16 protein-coding genes are annotated in these 23,155 nt (G+C 67.5%); 12 read left to right on the plus strand and 4 right to left on the minus strand.

The genetic code is table 11. From position 1 onward, the window contains the following. The first annotated feature begins 8 nt into the window (after positions 1–8). From kdpB to ABIE19_RS11420, 5 genes are read left to right on the plus strand one after another with little or no spacing between them, the layout of a single operon-like run. Complete coding sequence (gene kdpB, locus ABIE19_RS11400; RefSeq protein WP_354089320.1) at positions 9–2,075, plus strand: potassium-transporting ATPase subunit KdpB; 2,067 nt, start codon at positions 9–11, stop codon at positions 2,073–2,075. A 16-nt stretch (positions 2,076–2,091) separates the two neighbouring features. After that, complete coding sequence (locus ABIE19_RS11405) at positions 2,092–2,835, plus strand: TorF family putative porin (RefSeq protein ID WP_354089321.1); 744 nt, start codon at positions 2,092–2,094, stop codon at positions 2,833–2,835. Beyond that, a complete protein-coding gene (gene kdpC / locus ABIE19_RS11410; protein WP_354089322.1) occupies positions 2,835–3,419 on the plus strand; it encodes a potassium-transporting ATPase subunit KdpC in 585 nt (194 codons plus the stop codon). The genes ABIE19_RS11405 and kdpC overlap by 1 nt, the downstream gene beginning before the upstream one ends. Next, on the plus strand, positions 3,419–6,088 hold the full coding sequence (locus tag ABIE19_RS11415) for a DUF4118 domain-containing protein (protein ID WP_354089323.1): 2,670 nt from the start codon (positions 3,419–3,421) through the stop codon (positions 6,086–6,088). Before kdpC ends, ABIE19_RS11415 begins: the two co-directional genes overlap by 1 nt. 10 nt (positions 6,089–6,098) lie before the next feature. Beyond that, the gene (locus ABIE19_RS11420; protein ID WP_354089324.1) at positions 6,099–6,788 is read left to right on the plus strand and encodes a response regulator; all 690 of its coding nucleotides are present in this window, start codon (positions 6,099–6,101) and stop codon (positions 6,786–6,788) included. Between the two features lie 58 nt (positions 6,789–6,846). On the opposite strand, the gene ABIE19_RS11425 is transcribed toward ABIE19_RS11420, so the two are convergent. Further along, entirely contained in the window at positions 6,847–7,389 is a 543-nt protein-coding gene (locus tag ABIE19_RS11425; RefSeq protein WP_354089687.1) for an OmpA family protein, read from the minus strand. Between the two features lie 314 nt (positions 7,390–7,703). Between ABIE19_RS11425 and ABIE19_RS11430 the strand changes: the two genes are divergently transcribed. Continuing rightward, a complete protein-coding gene (locus ABIE19_RS11430; protein WP_354089325.1) occupies positions 7,704–8,585 on the plus strand; it encodes a hypothetical protein in 882 nt (293 codons plus the stop codon). A 27-nt stretch (positions 8,586–8,612) separates the two neighbouring features. On the opposite strand, the gene ABIE19_RS11435 is transcribed toward ABIE19_RS11430, so the two are convergent. Continuing rightward, a complete protein-coding gene (locus ABIE19_RS11435) occupies positions 8,613–9,506 on the minus strand; it encodes a LysR family transcriptional regulator (protein WP_354089326.1) in 894 nt (297 codons plus the stop codon). 103 nt (positions 9,507–9,609) lie between these two features. On the opposite strand from ABIE19_RS11435, the gene ABIE19_RS11440 reads away from it, so the two are divergent. Then, complete coding sequence (locus ABIE19_RS11440) at positions 9,610–11,112, plus strand: CoA-acylating methylmalonate-semialdehyde dehydrogenase (RefSeq protein ID WP_354089327.1); 1,503 nt, start codon at positions 9,610–9,612, stop codon at positions 11,110–11,112. A 172-nt stretch (positions 11,113–11,284) separates the two neighbouring features. Here ABIE19_RS11440 and ABIE19_RS11445 read toward each other — a convergent pair whose 3' ends face one another. Next, complete coding sequence (locus tag ABIE19_RS11445) at positions 11,285–12,697, minus strand: short-chain fatty acyl-CoA regulator family protein (RefSeq protein WP_354089328.1); 1,413 nt, start codon at positions 12,695–12,697, stop codon at positions 11,285–11,287. A gap of 156 nt (positions 12,698–12,853) precedes the next feature. Here ABIE19_RS11445 and ABIE19_RS11450 point away from each other — a divergent pair, with 156 nt between their 5' ends. Genes ABIE19_RS11450 through mce form a run of 5 tightly spaced genes read left to right on the plus strand, consistent with a single transcriptional unit; the run spans position 12,854 to position 20,330 of the window. Then, positions 12,854–14,389, plus strand: a complete 1,536-nt coding sequence (locus ABIE19_RS11450) for an acyl-CoA carboxylase subunit beta (protein WP_354089329.1) — start codon at positions 12,854–12,856, stop codon at positions 14,387–14,389. Positions 14,390–14,398: 9 nt separating this feature from the next. Beyond that, complete coding sequence (locus ABIE19_RS11455) at positions 14,399–16,375, plus strand: acetyl-CoA carboxylase biotin carboxylase subunit (protein WP_354089330.1); 1,977 nt, start codon at positions 14,399–14,401, stop codon at positions 16,373–16,375. Beyond that, the gene (locus ABIE19_RS11460) at positions 16,376–17,755 is read left to right on the plus strand and encodes a methylmalonyl-CoA mutase family protein (RefSeq protein ID WP_354089331.1); all 1,380 of its coding nucleotides are present in this window, start codon (positions 16,376–16,378) and stop codon (positions 17,753–17,755) included. After that, entirely contained in the window at positions 17,752–19,911 is a 2,160-nt protein-coding gene (scpA, locus tag ABIE19_RS11465) for a methylmalonyl-CoA mutase (protein WP_354089332.1), read from the plus strand. Before ABIE19_RS11460 ends, scpA begins: the two co-directional genes overlap by 4 nt. Continuing rightward, a complete protein-coding gene (mce, locus tag ABIE19_RS11470) occupies positions 19,908–20,330 on the plus strand; it encodes a methylmalonyl-CoA epimerase (RefSeq protein ID WP_354089333.1) in 423 nt (140 codons plus the stop codon). Before scpA ends, mce begins: the two co-directional genes overlap by 4 nt. Before the next feature lie 38 nt (positions 20,331–20,368). Here mce and ABIE19_RS11475 read toward each other — a convergent pair whose 3' ends face one another. Continuing rightward, positions 20,369–23,062: a TonB-dependent receptor gene (locus tag ABIE19_RS11475; protein WP_354089334.1), complete on the minus strand. Its 2,694-nt coding sequence runs from the start codon at positions 23,060–23,062 to the stop codon at positions 20,369–20,371. Positions 23,063–23,155 lie beyond the last annotated feature (93 nt).

Below are 23,155 nucleotides of genomic sequence, written 5' to 3' on the forward strand. Positions count from 1 at the left end.
AAAATCCCATGACCCAAGTCACGCTCGATCCGTCGAGCTCCCGGTCTTCTGCGCCCATCGCGGGCGGGTTGACCGGAGCCATGCTCGGCCGGGCGCTCGGCGACGCCGTCGTCAAGCTGAACCCGACCAAGCTTCTCAGAAACCCGGTGATCTTCGCCACCTGGATCGTCGCCCTGCTGGCGACTGCTTCGGCGGTCGTGGCGGTGGTCAGCGGTCAGGCGGCGGGCTTCGCCATCCAACTGGCCCTATGGCTGTGGGCCACGGTCCTGTTCGCCAATGTCGCCGAAAGCATCGCCGAAGGGCGCGGCAAGGCGGCGGCGGATAGCTTGCGCGCCACCCGCGTCACCACCAAGGCCAAGCTGATCGTCGATCCGAAAACCGGAACCGCCGTCCCGACCCCGGCGGGGGAGCTGGAGATCGGCTCCGTCGTCCTGGTCGAGGCCGGCGACGTCATCCCCTCGGACGGCGAGATCATCGAGGGCGTCGCTTCGGTCAACGAGGCCGCCATCACCGGCGAAAGCGCGCCCGTCATCCGTGAAAGCGGCGGCGATCGCTCGGCCGTTACCGGCGGCACCACGGTCGTCTCCGACTGGATCAAGGTGCGCATCACCTCGGCCCCCGGCGCCACCTTCCTCGACCGCATGATCGCCATGGTCGAGGGCGCGGACCGCCGCAAGACGCCGAACGAACTGGCCCTGTCCGTCCTGCTGGCCGGCCTGACCCTGATCTTCCTGATCGCGGTCGCGGCCCTGCTGGGCCTGGGCGCCTATTCCGGGATCAAGCTTGATCCCATCGTCCTGGGCGCGCTCTTCATCACCCTGATCCCGACGACGATCGGGGGCCTGCTGTCCGCCGTCGGCATCGCCGGCATGGACCGGTTGCTGAAGGTGAACGTGCTGGCGACCTCGGGCCGTGCGGTGGAGGCCGCAGGCGACGTCGACACCCTGCTGCTCGACAAGACCGGCACTATCACCTTCGGCAACCGCATGGCTGTCGAGGTCATCACTGTTCCGGGCGTTCGTCCCGAGACAGCGATGCGGGCGGCTGTCATGGCCTCTCTGGCCGATGAGACGCCGGAAGGCCGCTCCATCGTCGAACTGGGCCGTAACGCCGGAGTGACGGGCGACCTGCCTGTCGGCGCCAAGACGATCCCGTTCAGCGCCGTGACCCGCCAGTCGGGTCTGGAAGTGGACGGTCAATCGTGGCGCAAGGGGGCGGTCGACGCCGTGCTGAAATCCCTGGGCATGTCCGAAGCTGCCGCGCCCGCCGAGTTCCGCGCCGCCGTGGACCGCATCGCCCGCTCGGGCGGCACGCCCCTGGCCGTGGTCGAGAACGACGCCCTGGTCGGCGTCATCCACCTGAAGGACGTGGTTAAGCCGGGGGTCAAGGCCCGCTTCGCCGACCTGCGCCGCATGGGCCTGCGCACCGTCATGATCACCGGCGACAACCCGGTGACGGCGGCGGCCATCGCGTCCGAGGCCGGGGTCGACGACTTCCTGGCCGAGGCCACACCCGAGGACAAGATGCGCCTGATCAAGGCGGAGCAGGCCAAGGGTCGTCTGGTCGCCATGTGCGGCGACGGGGCCAACGACGCGCCCGCCCTCGCACAGGCAGACGTCGGCGTGGCCATGCAGACCGGCGCCCAGGCCGCACGTGAGGCCGGCAACATGGTCGATCTCGACAGCGACCCGACCAAGGTCATCGAGATCGTCGAGGTCGGCAAGCAACTGCTGATCACGCGCGGCGCCCTGACCACTTTCTCGATCGCCAACGACGTGGCCAAGTATTTCGCCATCATCCCGGCCATGTTCGTGGTCGGCCTGCCGTCGCTGGCGGCGCTGAACGTGATGAAGCTGTCCAGCCCGGAAAGCGCCATCCTGTCGGCGGTCATCTTCAACGCCCTGGTCATCATCGCCCTGATCCCGCTGGCGCTGCGCGGCGTGAAGTACCGCGCCGTCGGGGCGGGCAAGCTGCTGGGCCGCAACCTGCTGATCTACGGCCTGGGCGGCCTGATCGCCCCCTTCGTCGGCATCAAGCTCATCGACATCCTCATCTCCGCCCTCGGCCTGGCCTGAGGGGAAGGAAAGCACCATGCGTAAACGCAACACCACCAAGGCCTCCGGCGCCAACGACGCCTTGTTCGGCGGCGCCTGTCTGGTCGCCATCATCGCTCTGGGCCTGTGCAGCAGCCCGGCTGAGGCCCAGGAAAAAGCCGGGCCCGAGGTCGCCTTCAACGCCGCCGCAGCCTCCGACTATGTCTTCCGGGGCGTCAGCCAGACCGAGAGCGATCCGGCTGTCTCCGCCGGGGTCGATGTGACCCAAGGCCTGTTCTACGCCGGGGCCTGGGCCGGCAATGTCTCCTTCGTCGGAGACGCCGACACCGACGCCGAGATCGATCTTTACGCCGGGGTTCGGCCCGAGTTCGGCGGCTTCAACTGGGACTTCGGCGTGGTCAGCTACTTCTATGCGGGTCAGCCGGACGGCGCCGACTATGACTATGTCGAGCTGAAGGCCGCCGCTTCGCGCGCGGTCGGCCCGGCCACCCTGGGGGCGGCGATCTACTGGTCGCCCGACTTCTTCGGTGCGGCCGAGGACGAGGCGACCTATGCCGAGATCAACGGCGCGATCAGTCCGGCGGACAAGTGGACGCTCTCGGCGGCGGTAGGACGTCAGTGGGTGTCGTCCGACTTCGACTACACCACCTGGAACCTGGGCGCGGCCTATCAGCTGACCGATCATCTGGCGCTGGACGTCCGTTATTTCGACACCGACGAACACGGCTTCGGCGACGCCTATGGCAGTCGCGCCGTAGCCAGCCTGAAGGCGGTCTTCTGATGCTGAACCACATCCGTCCGGCGGTCGTGATGATCGCTCTGTTCACCGGCGTTCTGGGCGTCGCCTATCCTCTGGCCGTGACCGGCGTGGCACAGGCGGCCTTTCCCGGTCAGGCGAACGGCAGCCTGATGCGCGACAAGGCGGGCCAGGTCGTCGGTTCGGCTCTGGTCGGCCAGTCCTTCGCCCAGCCTGGATACCTGCATCCGCGTCCCTCGGCGGCCGGTAAGGGTTATGATGCGGCGGCCTCGTCCGGCTCCAACCTGGGTCCGTTGAACCCCGACCTGATCGCGCGGGTGAAGGCGGAGGCTGATGCGCTGCGGGCCGAGACGGGGAAGGCGGTTATCCCCGCTGACGCTGTGACGACCTCGGCTTCGGGCCTCGACCCGCATATCTCTCCGGCCTACGCTGAGCTTCAGGTCGCCCGCATCGCCAGCGCGCGCGGGGTAGGAGAGGCGCAGGTGCGCGAGGTGATCCGGCAGCATGAGGAAGGCCGCACGTTCGGCGTGCTGGGCCAGCCGCGCGTCAATGTGCTGCTGACCAATATGGCGCTCGACGCCCGCTTCCCGCGTCCCGCGGAGGGCTGATGGCGACGCCTGCTGTCCCGACGGACAAGACCCCGGCCGCCCCGCGCAAGCGTGGGCGGCTGAAGGTTTTTCTGGGCATGTCGCCCGGCGTCGGCAAGACCTATGAAATGTTGCGCGCTGCGCGCCGTCGCAAAGCCGAGGGCGAGGACGTGGTCGTCGGCGTGGTCGAGACCCACGGCCGCAAGGAGACCATGAGCCTGCTGCGCGGGCTGGAGGTCATGGCCCGCAATCCCATCGCCTATCGCGAACGGACCCTGCTTGAGTTCGACATCGACGGGGCCATGGCGCGACGGCCGGATCTGCTTCTGGTCGACGAGTACGCCCACTCCAACGCCCCCGGCTCGCGCCATCCCAAGCGGTGGCAGGACGTGGAGGAGATCCTCGACGCCGGGATCGATGTCTGGACCACCCTGAACGTCCAGCATCTGGAAAGCCTGTCGGACGTGGTGCTGCGCATCACCGGCGTGCGTCAGCGCGAGAGCGTGCCGGACAGCGCCTTGTCGCGCGCCGACGACATCGAGGTGGTGGACATCACCCCCGAGGAACTGCGCAAGCGTCTGGCCGAGGGCAAGGTCTATGTGCCCGAGACGGCGCGCTTGGCCTCGGACAACTTCTTCAAGATCGAGAACCTGACGGCCCTGCGCGAACTGGCCCTGCGCCGCGCGGCCCAGACGGTGGACGACCAGTTGACCGCCCGCCTGCGCGAGCAGGGAATGACTGGACCGTGGGCGGCGGGCGAGCGGATTCTGGTCCTGGTCGCGGGCGACGCCATGGCCGCGCCCCTGGTCCGCGCGGGGCGGCGCTTGTCGGACATGATGATGGACGCGCCCTGGACCGTGGCCCATGTCGACCGCCCCTCGGGCGCGCGGCACGGCGTCGGCTCGGCGGGGAAGCTGTCGGACGCGCTGAAGCTGGCGGAACAACTGGGCGGGCGCACCGTGGTTCTCAGCGGAGACGACGTGGTGCGCGCCGTCATGGACCACGCCCATCAGAACAACGTCACCCAGATCGTCCTGGCCAAGGGGCGGGACAGCCGGCTGTCGGAATGGCTGGGCCGGTCGCTGGCCGCCGAACTGTTGCGCCAGGCGAGAGGCGTGGCCGTCCACGTCATCACCGACGGGGCCGATCTGGAGGAGAAGACGCTGCGCGAGCCGCGCCTGCGGCTGACGGGCGGCTGGCGCGGTTACGCCGTCGGGGCGGCCTTCGTGGTCGCTGCGACGGGGCTGGCCCTCTCGCTGGACCGGACGTTCGAGCGGGCCGATCTGGGCGTCATCTATCTGTCGGCGGTGCTGGCGGCGGGAGTGCTGTACGGCCTGCGTCCGGCTCTGGCGGCGGCGACGGTCGCCTTTCTGACCTACAACTTCCTGTTCCTGCAGCCGAAATACAGCTTCGCCATCGGCTCGCCCACCGATGTCCTGACCCTGATCGTCTTCTGGGCCGTGGCCCTGACGACAGGCTTTCTGGCGGGCCGGGTGCGCGAGCAGGCGCGGGCGGCGCAAGGGCGCGCCTCGGCCGTCTCGGCTCTATTGGCCGCCAGCCAGCGCCTGACCGGCGTTGGCGACCGGGCGACCGCCGCGCGCATCCTGGCCGAACAGACGGCCGCCGCCGCCGGGGCAGGGGCCGTGGTCCTGCTGCCCGTGGACGACGAACTGACCCTGATCGCAGGGGCGCCGGGCAAGCCCGAACTGGGCGCCGAGGCCATGGCCGCCGCCCGCTGGGCCTGGGAGAAGGGCGAGCCGGCGGGCCACGGCACCGGCACCCTGCCGCAGGCGCGCTGGACCTTCCGGCCCTTGCAGGGCGTTCGCGACCGGGCGGGCGTGGCGGGGATAGAGGCGGCGGCCCTGTCGCCCGGATCGGACGAGGAAAAACTGGCCCTGGCCCTGCTGGATCAGGGCGCGGTGGCGGTCGAGCGCGCCGACCTGGCCGGCCAGGCGGTCGAGACCGAGACGCTGCGCCGCACGGATCGGTTCAGAGGCGCGCTGATGAACTCGGTCAGCCATGACCTGCGTACGCCCCTGTCCACGGTCCTGGGCGCCTCGACCACCCTGATCGACCTGGGCGACAAGCTGAAACCCGCCGTGCGCGCCGACCTTCTGTTGTCGATCCGCGAGGAGGCGGAGCGGCTCAGCCGCTATGTCGGCGATTTACTGGACATGACCCGGCTGGAGGGCGGCGGGCTGAACATTCGCGCCGACTGGGTCGATGTGCGCGACGTGCTGAACGCGGCGGGCAAGCGCGTGGCGCGGCGCCTGGGTGAGCGCAGGATGACCCGCGACTTCCCGGCCCAACTCAGCCTGGTCATGGTCGATCAGGGGCTGTTGGAGCAGGCTCTGGTCAACATCCTGGAAAACGCCGTCGCCTATAGCCCCGACGGTTCGACCGTCGAACTGGCCGCCTATGAGGACCGGGGTTCCGTGGTCATCTCCATCGAGGACCAAGGCAAGGGCATTCCCACCGCCGAGCTGGAGCGTGTCTTCGACAAGTTCCGCCGCATGGAGGAGCCGTCCGACCGCACCAAGGGCGCAGGCCTGGGCCTGGCCATCGCCAAGGGCTTCGTCGAGGCCATGAACGGCCGCATCGCCGCCGCCAGCCCCATTCTGGATGGAAAGGGCACCCGCATCCTGATCAGCCTGCCCAAGGCCGTCGTCACCCACCCGAGCCTGCTCTAAGGTCCGTCGCATGGCCGCCGTTCGCCCTCAGATTCTCGTCATCGACGACGAGCCGCAGATTCACCGCTTCCTGTCTCCGGCGCTGGACGCCGCCGGCTATGAGCCGCGCCGCGCCGACAGCGGGCAGGAGGGCCTGCGCGGCATCGCCCTGTGGAGCCCGGACGCCGTGGTGCTGGACCTCGGCCTGCCCGACATGGACGGCAAGGACGTGCTGGCGCGGGCGCGCGAGTTCTATGCCGGTCCCATCATCATCCTGTCGGCGCGCGACAAGGAGGCCGAGAAGATCGCGGCCCTGGATCTGGGCGCGAACGACTATGTCGAAAAGCCTTTCGGCGTCGGCGAACTTCTGGCCCGGGTCCGCGCCAACCTGCGTCAGGCCGCGCCGCGCATGGAGCCCAACGGACCGCTGACGGCGGGAGATGTGGTCATCGACCTGGAGCGCCGCCTGATCACCCGTGCAGGCGTCGCCGTGCGTGTCACCCCCAAGGAGTACGACGTCCTGGCTTATCTGGCGCGCAACGCCGGCAAGGTGGTAGGCCACCGCGACTTGCTGACGGCCGTCTGGGGCAAGGCCCATGCTGACGACACGCAGTATCTGCGCGTGGTGGTGGGCCAGCTGCGGCAGAAGCTGGAGACGGATCCGGCGCAGCCGCGCCTGATCGCTACGGAACCGGGCGTCGGCTATAGGCTGACAGCGTGAGCCGAGGCTCCGAGAACATCTTGGCGGCGGCCCTTCCCATCGAGCCGCCGCCTCCGGATCAGCTGAGAACCACGATCGCGACGCGACGGTTCTGGGCGCGGCCATCGCGCGTATTGTTCGGCGCGACGGGCTTGGTGGCGCCATAGGAGATGGTGGCCATGCGGTTCAGGGCGATGCCCTGGTCGCTCAGGAAACGGCGCACGGATTCGGCGCGCGACTGACCCAGGAGCTCATTCTGGTGTGCGTCGCCGGAGGCGTCGGTGTGGCCCTGGATCTCCAGGTAGACGTTGCGGTTCTCGGCCTTCAGGCGCTGGACAAGCTCGCCCAGGCGGGATTCGGCTTCCGGCGACAGGGCGTCGCGGTTGACCGGGAACTTCACCGAGTCGTCAGCCAGGACGACTTCGTACAGGAACTTGCCTTCAGCCAGCTTGTGCGCGGCGTTGGCGCGTTGCAGGGCCTCGCCGGCCGTGCCCTCGACGCGGACCACGTGGCCCTCGACGTCGGTCACGCGGTTATCGACCACGGCGATGTTGTCACGAACGAAGCGATGGCTGGCGCAACCGCTGACGGCCAGGCCGCCGACCAACAGAACGCTGGTCATGACGACCGCTCGGGATGTCAGTTTGATCAAGTCAGATCTCCTTGTGAGGGCATGAAGAGCCCCGGATTCATGCGCAACCGCGCCTGATGTACAGGAGCGGCGCAGTAGAGACGCACGAAGTCGAAAAAGGTGTCAGCTTGACTGTATAATTTTTTACATATCTTTGTTTTGTATTCTTCTCAACTCTGCTGCCTGATTTTCGCCATATTTCTAACGCGCCTGAATTGTCTTCTGATTACTGAGATCAACTGAAGTGCGGAGCGATAATGGGTGGTGAAAGCGTGGCCGTAATCTTGTTGCGAGGCCTTTGAGTTATGGGGCGTTCGGAGCAGGACACGCGTGCGCGCAGACGGCGTCTCAGAGCGACGGGAACGGCGGCGATCAGCATAGCCGCCCACCTGGGCGTCCTGGCCTTCATCCTCATGGCGCCGGTCAAGCATCCGGTCTTTCCGCCCGAACGGCCGCCCGTGGAGGTCATGCTGTTCGATCCGCCGCCGCCTCCGCCGCCCGCGCCTGAACCTGCCGCGAACGAGGCGGGCGGAGGAGAGCCGGCCGCCGCTCCGACGCCGGAGCCCGAACCTTCGCCCGCGCCTGTTCCGGAAAAGAAGCCTGTCCGCGCGACGCCGGCGCCCCCCGCGCGACCGACGCCGCGACCCAGCCGTCCCGCGCCTCGCTCGCCGACGGTGGAGCCTGTTCCCATATCGGCGCCCGAGCCCAGCCTGTCCTACGCCTTCCTCGGCGACGCGGCCCTGGCCGGAGCGGCGACGGCGGGGGGCGGTTCGGGTTCCGGTTCCGGCTCGGGACCAGGGGCGGGAACCGGCGCCGGAGACGGCGCGGGCTCCGGTTTGGGCGCGGGGCGCGGCGGCGCCTGCGACATGGTCAAACGGCTTCAGGACGCCCTGCGCGATGATCCGCGCATCAAGGCGCATCTGACCGAGGTTTATCGTGACTCCGGGGCCCGAGGACGGGCCATCGTCATCTGGGACGGCGACTGGGTCCTCAGTCCCGGTCAGGAGGGCAAGGGCCTGGCGGGCGTTCGGCAGGCCGTGGCGGTCGAAGTCGGTTTCTCGCCCCGTGAATGCAAGTCGCAGACGGTGCGCGGCTATGTGGTCGTCACCCTGGGCGACGGCGCGGGCGCGCCCAAGCTGGCCCTGGGCGCCGGCCAGTGGCGCTGGACCGATTTACTGGGCCTGTGATCGCGATCGTGCAGGCGCCGCCCGGATTCAAGTCTCGAGGATGCGATAGGGCGACAGTCGATCCGCAGCGTCACGGCAAAGCCCCTTGATCCACCGCCGCGCCGTCCGTAGACGCGCCGTCCCGTGGACTTCCCGGTGGGTGCTCAGCCAGAAGCGCCGCTCGATCAGGACCTGATCGGGCAGAACCCGTATGAGTCCCTGGGCCAGGAAGCAGGGCAGGACGCCGATGCCGCCGCCGCCCGCGATCATGTCCCTCTGCGCCCGGATCGAGGAGCTGGCCAGGCGCGGGCGCAGGTTGGGCCTGATCTCCTCCAGATAACGCAACTCCGGCGCATAGATCAGGTCGTCGACATATCCGACCATGTCGAAGCCGCTCAGATCGTCAATCGTGGTCGGGGCGCCATGGCGTCCCAGATGCTCGGGCGCGGCGTAGAGGGCCAGTTGATAGGTTGTCAGAGGCTCGACGATCAGACGCGGGCTGTCGGTCGGGCTCAGGGTGATGGCCATGTCCACCTCACGGCGGCTGGGGGAGAGGAAGCCGGAACTGGCCGCCAGTTCGACGTTCAGGCCCGGGTGGGTCGCCAGCAGGCTGGGCAGGGCGGGAGCCAGGACGGCGCCGCCGAAGCCTTCCGAAGCGCTGATCCGTACGGTTCCGGCGATCAGGTCCGGTTGAGTGACTCGTCCCGCCGCCTCCATGGCGCTTTCGGCGTCCAGCGCCCGTTCCAACAGTTGCGCGCCCGTCGCCGTCAGGTGCAGGCCGGAGGCCGAACGCACCAGAAGCGTCGACTTCAGCGCCGTCTCCAGCCGCGCCACGCGCCGCCCGACGGTGGCCGCGTCCACGCCAAGTCGCTGCGCGGCCACAGCCAGCGACCCCGCCCGCGCGGCGGCCAGGAACAGTCTCAGATCATCCCAATCGAACATATGCAGAAATGCACATCATCACCTGCAAGATTGCAATGGGCCTGATCGATCCGCTCTGCTAGGGCAGGCTCACGAAGAACCATAATCAGCGGGAGAGACGCCAATGCGCGACATTCGCCACTTCATCGACGGTGCGGCTTTCGAAGGGGGCTCGGGCCGCTTCGGCGACGTCTTCAACCCCAACACCGGCGAGGTTCAGGCCCGCGTCCAACTGGCGACGCCGTCGGAACTGGATCGTGCGGTCCAGTCGGCGCAGGCCGCCTTCGAAGGTTGGTCCTCGACCAACCCGCAGCGCCGCGCCCGCGTCATGTTCGAGTTCAAGCGCCTGGTCGAGGCGAACATGAACGAACTGGCCGAACTGCTGTCCAGCGAGCACGGCAAGGTCATCGCCGACTCCAAGGGCGACATTCAGCGCGGCCTGGAAGTCATTGAATTTGCTTGCGGCATTCCCCACGCCCTGAAGGGCGAATACACCCAGGGCGCGGGCCCCGGCATCGATGTCTATTCGATGCGCCAGCCGCTCGGCGTCGTGGCGGGCATCACCCCGTTCAACTTCCCCGGCATGATCCCGATGTGGATGTTCGGCATGGCGATCGCCGCCGGCAACACCTTCATCCTGAAGCCGTCGGAGCGTGACCCGTCCCTGCCGGTCCGTCTGGGCGAACTGATGATGGAGGCCGGCGCGCCCAAGGGCGTGCTGAACGTCGTCCACGGCGACAAGGTCGCGGTCGACGCCATCCTGACCCACCCCGACATCCACGCCGTCAGCTTCGTCGGCTCGTCCGACATCGCTCACTATGTCTATCAGATGGGCGCCCAGCACGGGAAACGCGTCCAGGCCATGGGCGGCGCCAAGAACCACGGCATCGTCCTGCCTGACGCCGACATGGATCAGGTGATCAAGGACCTGACCGGCGCGGCCTATGGCTCGGCCGGTGAACGCTGCATGGCCCTGCCGGTCGTGGTGCCGGTCGGTCAGCGCACGGCGGATGAACTGCGCGAGCGTCTGGTCTCGGAAATCCCGAACCTGCGCGTCGGCGTCTCGACCGACGCCGAGGCCCACTACGGCCCCGTCGTCACTCAGACCCACAAGGATAAGGTCCTGGGCTGGATCAACAAGGGCGTCGAGGAAGGCGCCGAACTGGTTGTCGACGGCCGTGAGTTCAGCCTGCAGGGTCATGAGAAGGGCTTCTTCATCGGCCCGTCGCTGTTCGACCATGTGAAGCCGGAGATGGAATCCTATCGCGAGGAGATCTTCGGCCCGGTGCTGCAGATCATGCGCGCCGCCAGCTTCGAGGAGGCGCTGAGCCTGCCTAGCAAGCACCAGTACGGCAACGGCGTCGCCATCTTCACCCAGAACGGCCGCGCGGCCCGCGACTTCGCCGCCCGCGTCAACGTTGGCATGGTCGGCATCAACGTGCCGATCCCGGTGCCGGTGGCCTATCACTCGTTCGGCGGCTGGAAGCGTTCGGCCTTCGGCGACATCAACCAGCACGGCATGGAAGGTCTGCGTTTCTGGACCAAGACCAAGACCGTGACGGCCCGCTGGCCGGACAGCGATCTGGAACACGCGGACAGCAGCTTCGTCATCCCGACGATGGGCTAACTCTGACCCTCTCCCGATGGGAGAGGGCTTGAGTCTCGGAGAGCGAAGCGATCCGTTTAGGCGAAAGGGTGAGGGTTCCGCAGTCAGCCGTTTTTGCGGCGGCTTACGCCGACTGAGGCAGGGAGCCCTCATTCCGCCCCTTCGGGGCGCCTTCTCCCATCAGGAGAAGGATTCAGGTGAGTGTATAGGGGATCACCCCTCGCTCGTTCTCCGGTACGGCCAGGGTCCGGTCGATCGGCGGAAACGCCCTTTGCGTGCAATCCGTCCGTTCGCAGATGCGGCAGTTGACCCCCATGCGGGTCGGCGGGCCGTTCAGGTCCAGCCCGTCCGCATAGACCAACTGCGCCGCGTGTTCGATCTCGCACCCCAGCCCCAGGGCGTAGCGCCGGTCTGGCTCCAGGAAGGACCCGCCCGGCTTGGACACGCTCTTGGCGAGGCAGACGTAGCGGGCGCCGTCCGGCATTTCCGACAGGTTGACCAGGATGCGGTCCGGGGCGCTGAAGGCCTCGTGCACGTTCCACAGCGGGCAGGCGCCGCCGAAGCGGGCGAACTGGAAACGCGTCGCGCTGTGCCGCTTGGTGATGTTCCCCGCCATGTCCACTCGCGCGAAGTAGAAGGGCACGCCGCGCCAGCCCGGCCTCTGTAGCGTACTCAGCCGGTGGCAGGCCTGCTCGAAGCTGACGTGGAAGCGGTTGCGCAGGCGGTCAACGTCGTGCCGCAGTTCCCGCGCCGCCTCCAGAAAGGCGCGATAGGGCAGCAGCAGCGCCCCCGCCGCATAGTTGGCCAGACCGACCCGGCACACGTCGCGCGCGGCGGGGATGTCGAAGGCGGCGCGGTCCAGTTCGTGCTCGATCAGGTCCTCGAACCGTAAGCGAACCAACTGGTGCGTCATCTGGAAGGCTCGGGTGGCGCCCGGCAGGCTGGCGTCGACATGGAGGATGCGCGCGCCCGGATCGAAGCGCCGCATGGCGCCGTGCCCCTGACCCGTGGCGACGCGCACGCCGCACAGGTCGTTCAAGGCGGCCTCCAACTCGCGCTCGGGGTGGACGCCGTCGCCCAGGTTCAGCCGCGCCGCCAGATCCTCCGCCGCCCGGTCCAAAGCGTCGATGTAGTTGTCGCGATAGTGGAAGAAGTCGCGCACCGCCTCATAGGGCAGGGCGGGGGCGGCGACCGTGGCGTGTTCGTCGCGGCCCAAGGTTTCGTTCAGCGTCTTCAGCCGCTCGTCCAGACGGCGATAATCCTGATGCAGGGCCAGGAACTGCCGCGCCAGTCGGGGCGCGTTCATGGCCGCCTGCTTCAGCTCGCCTGCGGTCGGGGCTTCGGCGTGGCCGGTGACGTCGGTGGTCGCCTCGCGCAGATCGGCGATCAGCCGGGCGTCGCCGTCCAGATCGAACAGGCTGGCGTCCACGTCGAAGGCCCGCGTCAGGGCGATCAGCACCCGCGCCGTGGCCGGGCGCTGGTTGGTCTCGATCTGCGACAGATAGGAGGGCGACAGGGCCAGCCGCCCGGCGCACTGCTCCAGCGTCCAGCCGCGCGCCTCGCGCAGCTTGCGGACCCGGGTTCCGAGATAGAGTTTTTCAGCCATCGTCCCGCATCGGTCTTCCGGCATTGCAACTTTGCAAAAACGCCTGTGTCCCTTGGCAGGCTTACGCACTTGCATGGCTTTTGCAAAGTTGCGATTGCCTTTTTGCGATGAAGCGGCTTGTTGGACCCTGAACCAAGTCAGGGAGTCGCCCCAACCATGAGCCAGGCCATCCTCGAGGAGCTCGAGCGCCGTCGCGCCGCCGCCAAGCTGGGCGGGGGACAGAAGCGCATCGAAAGCCAGCACGCCAAGGGCAAGCTGACCGCCCGCGAACGTATCGGCGTCCTGCTGGACGAAGGCTCCTTCGAAGAGACCGACATGTTCGTGGAGCATCGCAGCCACGACTTCGGCATGGCCGAGCAGCGCATCCCCGGCGACGGCGTCGTCACCGGGCGCGGAACTATCAACGGCCGTCTGGTCTATGTCTTCTCCAAGGACTTCACGGTCTTCGGCGGCTCCCTGTCGGGCGCCCACGCGGCCAAGATCGTCAAGCTGCAGAAGATGGCTCTGACGGCGGGCGCGCCGATCATCGGCCTGTTCGACGCGGGCGGCGCTCGTATTCAGGAAGGGGTGGAGAGCCTGGCCGGCTACGCCGACATCTTCCTGCAGAACACGCTCGCCAGCGGCGTCATCCCGCAGATCTCGGTTATCATGGGCCCGTGCGCGGGCGGCGACGTCTATTCGCCCGCCATCACCGACTTCATCTTCATGGTGAAGGACACCTCCTACATGTACGTGACCGGCCCGGACGTGGTGAAGACCGTCACCAACGAGGTGGTCAGCCACGAGGACCTGGGCGGCGCCCGCGTTCACGCCGGCAAGTCGGGGGTCGCCGACGGCGCCTTCGAGAATGATCTGGAGGCCCTGTCGGAGGTCCGCCGCCTGATCGGCTTCCTGCCCTTGTCGAACCGCGAAAAGCCGCCGGTCCGCGACACTTATGACGAGCCGGATCGCGACGAGGCCTCGCTGGACACCCTGGTTCCGGCCAATCCGAACCAGCCCTACGACATGAAGGAGCTGATCCTGAAGACGGTCGACGAGGCCGACTTCTTCGAGATCGGCGCCGACTTCGCCAAGAACATCATCTGCGGCTTCGGTCGCCTGGACGGCCAGCCGGTCGGCATCGTCGGCAACCAGCCCCAGACCCTGGCGGGCGTGCTGGACATCGACAGCAGCCGCAAGGCCGCGCGCTTCGTGCGTTTCTGCGACGCCTTCCACATCCCGCTGGTCACTTTTGTGGACGTGCCGGGCTTCATGCCGGGTACGAAGCAGGAATACGGAGCCCTGATCAAGCACGGGGCCAAGCTGCTGTTCGCCTATGCCGAGGCCACCGTGCCCAAGCTGACGGTCATCACGCGCAAGGCCTATGGCGGCGCCTATGACGTCATGAGCTCCAAACACCTGCGCGGCGACGTCAACTACGCCTGGCCCACCGCCGAGATCGCGGTCATGGGCGCCAAGGGCGCGGTCGAGATCATCTTCCGCAAGGAGGCCGGCGACCCCGAAGCCCTGGCGGCGCGCGAGGCTGAATACAAGGAACGCTTCGCCAACCCCTTCGTCGCGGCTGGGCTCGGCTACATCGACGACGTCATCATGCCCCACGGCACCCGCCGCCGCCTGATCAAGGCGCTGAAGACGCTGAAGAACAAGACCCAGGAAAATCCCTGGAAGAAGCACGACAACATTCCGCTGTAAGGCCCAGAAATGTTCGATAAAATTCTGATCGCCAACCGCGGCGAGATTGCTGTTCGCGTCATCAAGACCTGCCGCCGCATGGGCATCAAGACGGTGGTCGTCTACTCCGACGCCGACGCCGGGTCGCTGGCGTGCGAGATGGCCGACGAAACCGTCCACATCGGCCCGTCGCCCGCCGCCCAGTCCTATCTGATCCAGGACAAGATCGTCGATGCGGTGAAGCGGACGGAGGCGCAGGCCGTGCACCCCGGCTTCGGCTTCCTGTCGGAAAACGCCAGCTTCGCGCGGCGACTGAAGGCCGAGGGCATCGCCTTCATCGGGCCGAACCCCGAGGCGATCGACGCCATGGGCGACAAGATCACGTCCAAGAAGTTCGCCGCCGAGGCGGGCGTCTCGACCGTGCCGGGCCACATGGGCCTGATCGAAACGCCGGACGAGGCGGTGAAGATCGCGCGCGAAATCGGCTATCCGGTCATGATCAAGGCCTCGGCCGGGGGCGGGGGCAAGGGCATCCGCGTCGCCCATTCGGACGACGACATGGCCGAAGGCTTCGCCGCCGTGAAGGCCGAGGCGCTGAACGCCTTTGGCGACGATCGCGTCTTCCTTGAGAAGTTCATCGTCGATCCGCGCCACATCGAAATCCAGGTGCTGGGCGACAAGCACGGCAATGTCATCCACCTGTTCGAGCGCGAATGCTCGATCCAGCGTCGCAACCAGAAGGTCATCGAAGAGGCGCCGTCGCCCCTGCTGGACGAGGCCACCCGCGCCGCCATGGGGGCCCAGGCCGTCGCCCTGGCTCAGGCGGTGAACTATGACTCGGCCGGGACGGTCGAATTCGTCGCCGGTCAGGACAAGTCCTTCTACTTCCTGGAGATGAACACCCGTCTGCAGGTCGAACACCCGGTGACGGAGCTGATCACCGGCGTCGATCTGGTCGAGCAGATGATCCGTTCGGCCTGGGGCGAACAACTGGCGATCAAGCAGGACGACCTCTCGATCAACGGTTGGGCCATCGAAAGCCGCATCTACGCCGAAGACCCCTATCGCGGCTTCCTGCCGTCGATCGGCCGTCTGGTGCGCTATGAGCAGCCTGAGGAAGGCGATCAGGGCGACTATACGGTCCGCAATGACTCGGGCGTCCGCGAGGGCGACGAGATCAGCATGTTCTACGATCCCATGATCGCCAAGCTGTGCGCCTGGGGCGAGACGCGCGACGACGCGGTGCGCGGCATGGCTCGCGCCCTGGAGGACACCCATCTGGCCGGTCTGGGCCACAACGTGCCCTTCCTGGCGGCGGTCATGGATCAGGAACGCTTCCAGTCCGGCCAGCTGTCGACCAGCTATATCAAGGACGAGTTCCCCGACGGTTTCCACGGCCTGGCGCCGACGCGGGAGCAGGTGAAGATCCTGATCGCCTCGGCCGTGGCCATGAACGAGGTCGTCGCTGAGCAGGACGGCGACCCCAGCGAGCGCACCGACTGGACCGTCCTGATCGACAAGACGGCCCATGAGGTCGAGGTCGGCTATGACGAGGCCGAGGACCTGATCGTCGTCATCGACGGCGAGGAGGTCTCCCTGTCCGAGATCGACTGGCGTCCGGGTCTGTCCCTGTTCAAGGCGGCGCTGGACGAGGACGCCTTCACCGCCGAGGTGAAGCGCGCCGCCGACGGCTTCGACATTCGCCACCGCGCGGCCAAGGCGCGGGTGCGGGTGTTGCGCCCCGACGTGGCGCACCTCTACGCCCTGCTGCCCGAGAAGCAGGCGGCCGACACCTCCAAGCTGGTGCTGTCGCCGATGCCGGGCCTGGTGGTCGACATCCCCGTGATCGAGGGCCAGGAGGTCAAGTCCGGCGAGACCGTGGCCATCATCGAGGCCATGAAGATGCAGAACATCCTCAAGGCCGAGCGCGACGGCAAGGTGAAGGCCGTCAAGGCCAAGGCCGGCGACCCTGTCGCCGCCGACGACGTGCTGGTGGAGTTCGAGTAGATGACGGAGTTCGCCGTCCCGACGCCGCTGGAATGGCGGGAATCCGCCATCAAGGCGCTGAAGGATCGCCCGCTGGAGAGCCTCGTCCATCTGGACGCGGACCAACTGGCGACGCGGCCGCTCTATGGGGCGGCGACGGGCGGCGAGGCCGTCTTTGCGCCCCGGCCCTCGGACTCCGAAGGTCGGGCCTGGGACGTGCGGACACTGAACGAGGGCGAGGACGCGGAGGCCCTGAACCGCGCGATCCTGACCGATCTGGTGAACGGGGCGGCTTCCGTCCTGATCGCCGGACCGGTCGCGACGGACGTCGAGCGACTGGCGCGCGCGCTGGACGAGGTGGCGCTGGAGCTGGCGCCGGTCGCGCTGGACGCCGGGTTCGACGGCGTGAAGGCGGCGGAGGCCCTGTCGGCGGCCGCCAAGGGCTCGCCACGCGCCAAGCTGGCCTTCCACCTCGATCCCATCTCGGCCTATGCCGAGGCGGGCGGGACGCCGGGCGATTTCGCAGCCCTCATGGCCGAGACGCCCACGGCCGCCGCCGCCCACGCCGCGACCTATCCCGAGGCGACGCTGTTCATGGCCTCTGGCCGCGTGGCGTATGAGGCGGGCGGCTCCATCGCGCAGGAACTGGCCTTCGCCGCGTCGTCGGCTGTCGCCTATGTGAAGGCCGCCGTGGCGGCGGGCCTGTCCGTCGAGGCGGTGCTGAAGGGCGTGGTTCTGGGCGTCGCCGTGGACCAGGCCTATTTCGACTCCCTGGCCAAGATCCGTGCGCTGCGCCTGGTCTGGGCCAGCGTTTCCAAGGCTTTCGGCGCCGAGGTTCCGGCGATCATCGAGGCGCGCTCGTCGCGGCGGATGCTGTCGGCGCGCGATCCGTGGCCGAACATGCTGCGTCTGACCGCCGCCGGGTTCGCCGGGGCCGTGGGCGGAGCCGATGCGGTGGTGCTGGACGGCTTCACCCGCGCGGCGGGCCTGCCGGACGACTTCGCCAAGCGTCAGGCGCGCAACACCCAGCTGATCCTGATGGAGGAGTCCAATCTGGGCCGTGTCGACGACCCGGCCAGCGGCTCCTGGTATCTGGACGCCCGCACGCGTGAGTTGGCCGAGGCCGCCTGGGCCGAGTTCCAGGCCTATGAGGCCGAAGGCGGCGTCATCGCCTGTCTGGAAGGCGGGGTGATCCAGCCCCGCATCGCCCGCGCTCGCGACATGGCCAAGAAGGCCTTCAAGAACGGCGCCGCCCAGATCGTCGGCGTCACCAAGTTCGTCGATCCGGACGTGCGTCCCGCGCCGGTGACGTCTCTACCTGCTGCGCCTGCTGTCGCCGGGACGTTCGAAGCCTTGGCGCCTGTCCGCTTCGCCGCCGCCTTCGAGGAGGCCGCTCAATGAGTTTCCCCGACTTTTCCAAGGTCGCCCTTGATCTGGACGCGACCGGCGCCGGGCCGGACCGCGCGGCATGGACCACGCCCGAGGGGCTGACGGTCGAGACGGCCTATGGGCCTGATGCACTGGACGGGCTGGACTTCATCCACGGCCTGCCGGGCTTCGCCCCCTTCGTGCGCGGGCCCTATCCGACCATGTATGCGGGCGCGCCGTGGACCATCCGCCAGTATGCGGGCTTCTCGACCGCCGAGGAGTCCAACGCCTTCTATCGCCGTAACCTGGCGGCGGGGCAGAAGGGTCTGTCGGTCGCCTTCGACCTGGCCACCCACCGGGGCTATGACAGCGACCACCCGCGGGTGAAGGGCGACGTCGGCATGGCGGGCGTGGCCATCGACAGCATTCTGGACATGCGGACCCTGTTCGACGGCATTCCGCTGGACCAGATGTCGGTGTCCATGACCATGAACGGGGCGGTGCTGCCGATCCTGGCCCTCTACGTCGTGGCGGGCGAGGAGCAGGGCGTCGACCACGCCAAGCTGACCGGGACCATTCAGAACGACATTCTGAAGGAGTTCATGGTCCGCAACACCTACATCTATCCGCCCGCGCCCTCGATGCGGATCATCGCCGATATCTTCGAATGGACGGCGAAGGAAACGCCCAAGTTCAACTCCATCTCCATCTCCGGCTATCACATGCAGGAGGCGGGGGCCTCGGCGGACATCGAACTGGCCTATACCCTGTCAGACGGGATCGAATACCTGCGCGCGGGCAAGGCGGCGGGCATGGAGATCGACCGCTTCGCGCCGCGCTTGAGCTTCTTCTGGGCCATCGGCATGAACTACTTCATGGAGGTGGCCAAGATGCGCGCCGGCCGCCTGCTGTGGGCCGAGGCGGTCAAGCGGGAAGGCGGCGTCAATCCGAAGTCGCTGTCCCTGCGGACCCACTGTCAGACCTCGGGCTGGTCGCTGGCGGCGCAGGACGTGTTCAACAATGTGCCCCGCACCATGGTCGAATGCATGGCGGCGGCGGGCGGCCAGACGCAGAGCCTGCACACCAACGCCCTGGACGAGGCCCTGGCCCTGCCGACCGACTTCTCGGCCCGGATCGCGCGTAACACCCAGATCCTGGCCCAGGCTGAGACCGGCCTGACGCGCGTCATCGACCCGTGGGGCGGCAGCTTCTACGTCGAGCGCCTGACCCAGGAACTTGCGACCAAGGCCCGTGCCCTGATGGAGGAGGTCGAGGCCTACGGCGGCATGGCCAAGGCCATCGAGGCGGGCATCCCCAAGCTGCGGATCGAGGAGTCCGCCGCCAAGACCCAGGCTCGCATCGACACCGGCCAGCAGACGGTCGTGGGCGTGAACAAGTATCTGAACCCCGTGGTCGACGACATTCCGATGCTGAAGGTCGACAACGCCGAGGTGCGCGCCCGCCAGATCGAGAAACTGCAACGCCTGAAGGCCGAGCGCGACGAGGCGGCGACGCAGGCCGCCCTGGACGCCCTGACCGAGGGCGCGCGCGGCAGCGAGAACCTGATGGAGCTGGCGGTGCGGGCAGCCCGCGCCAAGGCCACCGTGGGCGAAATCTCCGACGCGCTGGAGGCCGCCTTCGGCCGCCACGTGGCCACGGTGAAGACGGTTTCGGGCGTCTATGCGAAAGAGGCCGGGAACGATCCCAAGGTCGCCCGCGCTCGCGAAATGGTCGCCGCCTTCGTCGAGAACGACGGCGGTCCGCCGCGCATCCTGATCGCCAAGCTGGGGCAGGACGGCCATGACCGGGGCCAGAAGGTGGTCGCCACCGGATACGGCGACATCGGCTTCGACGTGACGGCGGGGGCGCTGTTCCAGACGCCGGCCGAGGCGGCCAAGGATGCGGTGGAGAAGAACGTCCATGCGGTCGGCGCCTCGTCGCTGGCGGCGGGGCATCTGACGCTGGTTCCCGAGCTGAAGGCTGAACTGGCGAAGCTGGGGCGCGAGGACATCATGATCGTGGTCGGCGGGGTCATTCCGCCGTCGGACGTGCAGCCCCTGCTCGATATGGGCGCGGCCGCCGTCTATCCGCCCGGCTCGGTGATCGCCGAGACGGCGGCGGACCTGATCGAGAAGCTGAACCAACGCCTGGGCTATGCCCAGCCGACGCCTGTGGAGACGAAGAAGTGATCGGCAATCTGAACCACGTCGGCGTCGCCACCCCTTCCATCGCCGAGTCGATCAAGCTGTATCGCGACGTGCTGGGAGCGACGAAGATCGGCGAGCCGTTCGATCTGCCGGCCCAGGGGGTGAAGGTCTGCTTCATCGACACCCCCACGGCCCAGATCGAACTTATCGAGCCCTATGACGATACCAGCCCCATCATCGGCTTCCTGGCCAAGAACCCCAAGGGCGGCCAGCACCACGTTTGCTTTGAAGTTGCGGACATCCATGCCGCCGTCGCGGAGATGCGGGCCAAGGGCGTGACCATCCTGGGCACGGGCGAACCCCGTATCGGCGCCCACGGCACGCCGGTGGTCTTCCTACATCCCAAGGAGATGGGCGGGGTGCTGATCGAACTGATGGAAACGCCGAAGGGCGGTCACTGAAATCAAAAGGCCCGGTCGCTGACCGGGCCTTTTTCTTGTCAGTACAGAATCTTGCGGAAGCTGATCCGGAAGGTGCGACCCAGCGGGTCCATATAGTCCGGTTGATAGGACAGCGGCGTCTCGCCCAGGCCGTTACGGACGTCGATCCGTTGGTCGAACAGGTTCTCTACGCCCAGACTGACCCGCGCGCCCTTCAGCCAAGGATAGCGGGACACCAGATTCTGACGCGACGACAGGTCGGCGAACAGGTTCAGATTCACGGTCGTCAGGTCCGAGAAGGTCAGGTCGTCGCCAGAACCTGGGCCGCCGTTGACGCGCGTGGATTCCTTCCAGTTGGCGTTCAGGAATCCGCCCATGCCGCTCTTGAACACCCCCATCTGGAACTGGATCTCGTTGCGCGGCTGGCCGCCGTTGGCGCCGGTGGCTGAACCGCCCAATAGATCGAGCACGGGCAGGCCGTCGCGGATCGTGACTTCGTCCTGGATCCGGTAGGTGTGATAGAGCGAGACGTTGAAACGGCCCTGGCCCGGCTGCATGGCTGCGCCGCCGCGGCGTCCGCCTCCGCCGCCCGGACCCATGCGCATGCCGCCGCCGGGAGGCGGACCGCCCTCTGCTCGCATCACGGCGCCCGGACCGCGTCCGGCGCCTCTCTGCCCCATGCGAGCCGCCGCCGCAGGGTCGGGCTTTCCGAACGGGGTGGAGAAGTTCAGGCCCCAGCGGATCTCCTGCTGTTCGGCCTTCTCGAAATTCAGCGGCCGGGCGTCGATGGACAGCAGGTTGCCGTCCAGATCACGCACGAAGCGATCGGGCAGGGCGGCTTCCAGTTCGGGCGTTATGGTGGGGAAGGCTGCGATCGATCCTTCCGTCTCCGTGCGGGTGTAGCCTGCGGTGAAGCGCAGATCCTTGTCCTTCAGCGGGGTCAGATTGATCCCCAGCTTCAGCACGCGCTTGGTTTCCTCGGACAGGCTGGGATCGCCGCCTTCGATGCGGGTGATGTTGACCGACTGGCCGGTGCGGAAGTCATAGACCGGCACGTTCGGCGTCGAGATGGTCGGATCGTTCAGTTGCGACATCGACGGGGCGTTCTTCTCGTCGGCCCAGCTCGCCGTGAAGTTGAGGGGCTCCCACGGCGACCAGTTCAGACCGATCGTATAGGCCGACAGACCGCCGAAATCGGACAATTCCTGATAGGCGAGGTTCAGGTTGGCCGACAGGTCGCCCAACAAGGGCAGCACTTCCCGGTCGCGACTGGCGATCGGCAGGTTGAAGTTGCCCGAAAGGCTGGTGCGGTCGCGCGACAGGGATCGTTCCGAATAGTCGCCGGAACGCAGGCTTTCGGAATCCAGAGACTGGGTGTCGAAGCCGAGCTTGAAGGTCGAGGACAGGTCGCCCGCCGGGCCTTGCCACAGCTTGCCGTTGACGACGCCTTCCAGGTTGGCGCTGCTGGACACCGACCTGGCCGTGTCGAACGGCAAGACGGGCAGGTCGCCCAGATCGCCGAAGGGGTCGATGGTTCCCGCCGTCACGCCGGCCTGCAAGGCGGAGGCGTTCAGGCCCTTGCCGGTGCGGGTCTTGGTTTCCGTGCGATTGTATCCGCCGGTGAGGGTCCAGCGCCAGTCGCCCAGATAGCCGTCCAGCAGGGCGCCGACCTTGCTGGTCAGGGTGTCGGTGGTGCGCGACATGGCGTCCGGCGCATTCAGATAGCGGTACGCCAGGACATCGTTCGCGAAAGGAGACCAGGGGCTGGACGCGGGCAAGGTCAGTCTGACGCCCGGCAGGCCCAGATAGGTCTGGCTCTGACTGTCATCCAGGCTGGCGCTCAGAGTCAGGGCCATGGTGTCGTTCAGGTCGCGCACCAGAGAGCCGGCGATGGAACCCGTCTCCTTCTTGGGCAGCATGGTGCGGTAGGCCGTCAGGTCGTCTTCGCGCGCCCCGAAGCTGAAGTCGCCCAGGCTTGCTCCGCCTACAGCGCCGGCTCCGACAGAGGCCGTATTCGTCGTGCGGCCCAGCATGGCGGACAAGGCAGGGTCGATCTCGCCGCCGTTGAGGCCCGTCACATTGCCCAGCAGGTCATAGGGGGCGTCGCCGGCTTCGCGACGGATGTTCCGTTCGGTTTCGAACAGCGGGCTGTCGTTTTCGTATTCGAGGTCCAGGGTCCAGCGCTGCTTGCCGGATATCCGCAGGACGTTGCTTTCCAGATCGCTGACCGTGCGGCCGCCCTGATCGGGACGACGGACGCTGGCCTGCATGGTCACAGAGCGGAAATCGGCCTTCAGCACGAAGTTCACCACCCGCTGGTCGGCGCTGTAGCCGTAGGCCAGGGCGGTTTCTTCCGGCAGGATTTCCGTACGCTCGATGGCTTCGGGCGGAATGCCGCGAATTTCCTGGAAGCCCGAGATGCGACGGCCGTTGACCAGGAAGACGGGAGACCCGCCGCGCGCGCTGCGGGTGACGGGCTCCAGCAGGGTCATCAACTCCTGGATGCTGCTGGCGCCATAGGCCTTGAGCTGCTCCTCGTCGAGCACCAGTTCGGGCTCATAGTCGCCCAGGGCCGCGCCGCGACGCCTGGTCGAGACGGCCTGGATCTCGCCCAGGTCATAGGCGTCTTCGTCGATCTGGGGCGTGGCCTGGGTCTGTTCCGGCGACTGGGTCTGAGGCGCGCCGACGACGGCCGCAGCCGTGACGGCGGGATCGAGAGAGGCGAGGGCGAACAGCAGGGCGACAGGGGACATGCAGGGTCCTGATAGAGCCGAACGAAGAGGCGTCTCCGCCCCTTCAAGGATGTCGATCCGTTTGCCGACCAATGCGCGCTGTAGAGGGGCGAT

It is taken from the genome of Brevundimonas faecalis (assembly GCF_040549405.1).
Classification (GTDB): Bacteria; Pseudomonadota; Alphaproteobacteria; order Caulobacterales; family Caulobacteraceae; genus Brevundimonas; species Brevundimonas faecalis.

Bases quoted from the DNA above. Each gene is read 5' to 3' on its own strand.
- kdpB (WP_354089320.1), top strand. From the start codon at position 9: ATGACCCAAGTCACGCTCGATCCGTCGAGCTCCCGGTCTTCTGCGCCC.
- ABIE19_RS11405 (WP_354089321.1), top strand. From the start codon at position 2,092: ATGCGTAAACGCAACACCACCAAGGCCTCCGGCGCCAACGACGCCTTG.
- kdpC (WP_354089322.1), top strand. From the start codon at position 2,835: ATGCTGAACCACATCCGTCCGGCGGTCGTGATGATCGCTCTGTTCACC.
- ABIE19_RS11415 (WP_354089323.1), top strand. From the start codon at position 3,419: ATGGCGACGCCTGCTGTCCCGACGGACAAGACCCCGGCCGCCCCGCGC.
- ABIE19_RS11420 (WP_354089324.1), top strand. From the start codon at position 6,099: ATGGCCGCCGTTCGCCCTCAGATTCTCGTCATCGACGACGAGCCGCAG.
- ABIE19_RS11425 (WP_354089687.1), bottom strand. From the start codon at position 7,389: ATGACCAGCGTTCTGTTGGTCGGCGGCCTGGCCGTCAGCGGTTGCGCC.
- ABIE19_RS11430 (WP_354089325.1), top strand. From the start codon at position 7,704: ATGGGGCGTTCGGAGCAGGACACGCGTGCGCGCAGACGGCGTCTCAGA.
- ABIE19_RS11435 (WP_354089326.1), bottom strand. From the start codon at position 9,506: ATGTTCGATTGGGATGATCTGAGACTGTTCCTGGCCGCCGCGCGGGCG.
- ABIE19_RS11440 (WP_354089327.1), top strand. From the start codon at position 9,610: ATGCGCGACATTCGCCACTTCATCGACGGTGCGGCTTTCGAAGGGGGC.
- ABIE19_RS11445 (WP_354089328.1), bottom strand. From the start codon at position 12,697: ATGGCTGAAAAACTCTATCTCGGAACCCGGGTCCGCAAGCTGCGCGAG.
- ABIE19_RS11450 (WP_354089329.1), top strand. From the start codon at position 12,854: ATGAGCCAGGCCATCCTCGAGGAGCTCGAGCGCCGTCGCGCCGCCGCC.
- ABIE19_RS11455 (WP_354089330.1), top strand. From the start codon at position 14,399: ATGTTCGATAAAATTCTGATCGCCAACCGCGGCGAGATTGCTGTTCGC.
- ABIE19_RS11460 (WP_354089331.1), top strand. From the start codon at position 16,376: ATGACGGAGTTCGCCGTCCCGACGCCGCTGGAATGGCGGGAATCCGCC.
- scpA (WP_354089332.1), top strand. From the start codon at position 17,752: ATGAGTTTCCCCGACTTTTCCAAGGTCGCCCTTGATCTGGACGCGACC.
- ABIE19_RS11475 (WP_354089334.1), bottom strand. From the start codon at position 23,062: ATGTCCCCTGTCGCCCTGCTGTTCGCCCTCGCCTCTCTCGATCCCGCC.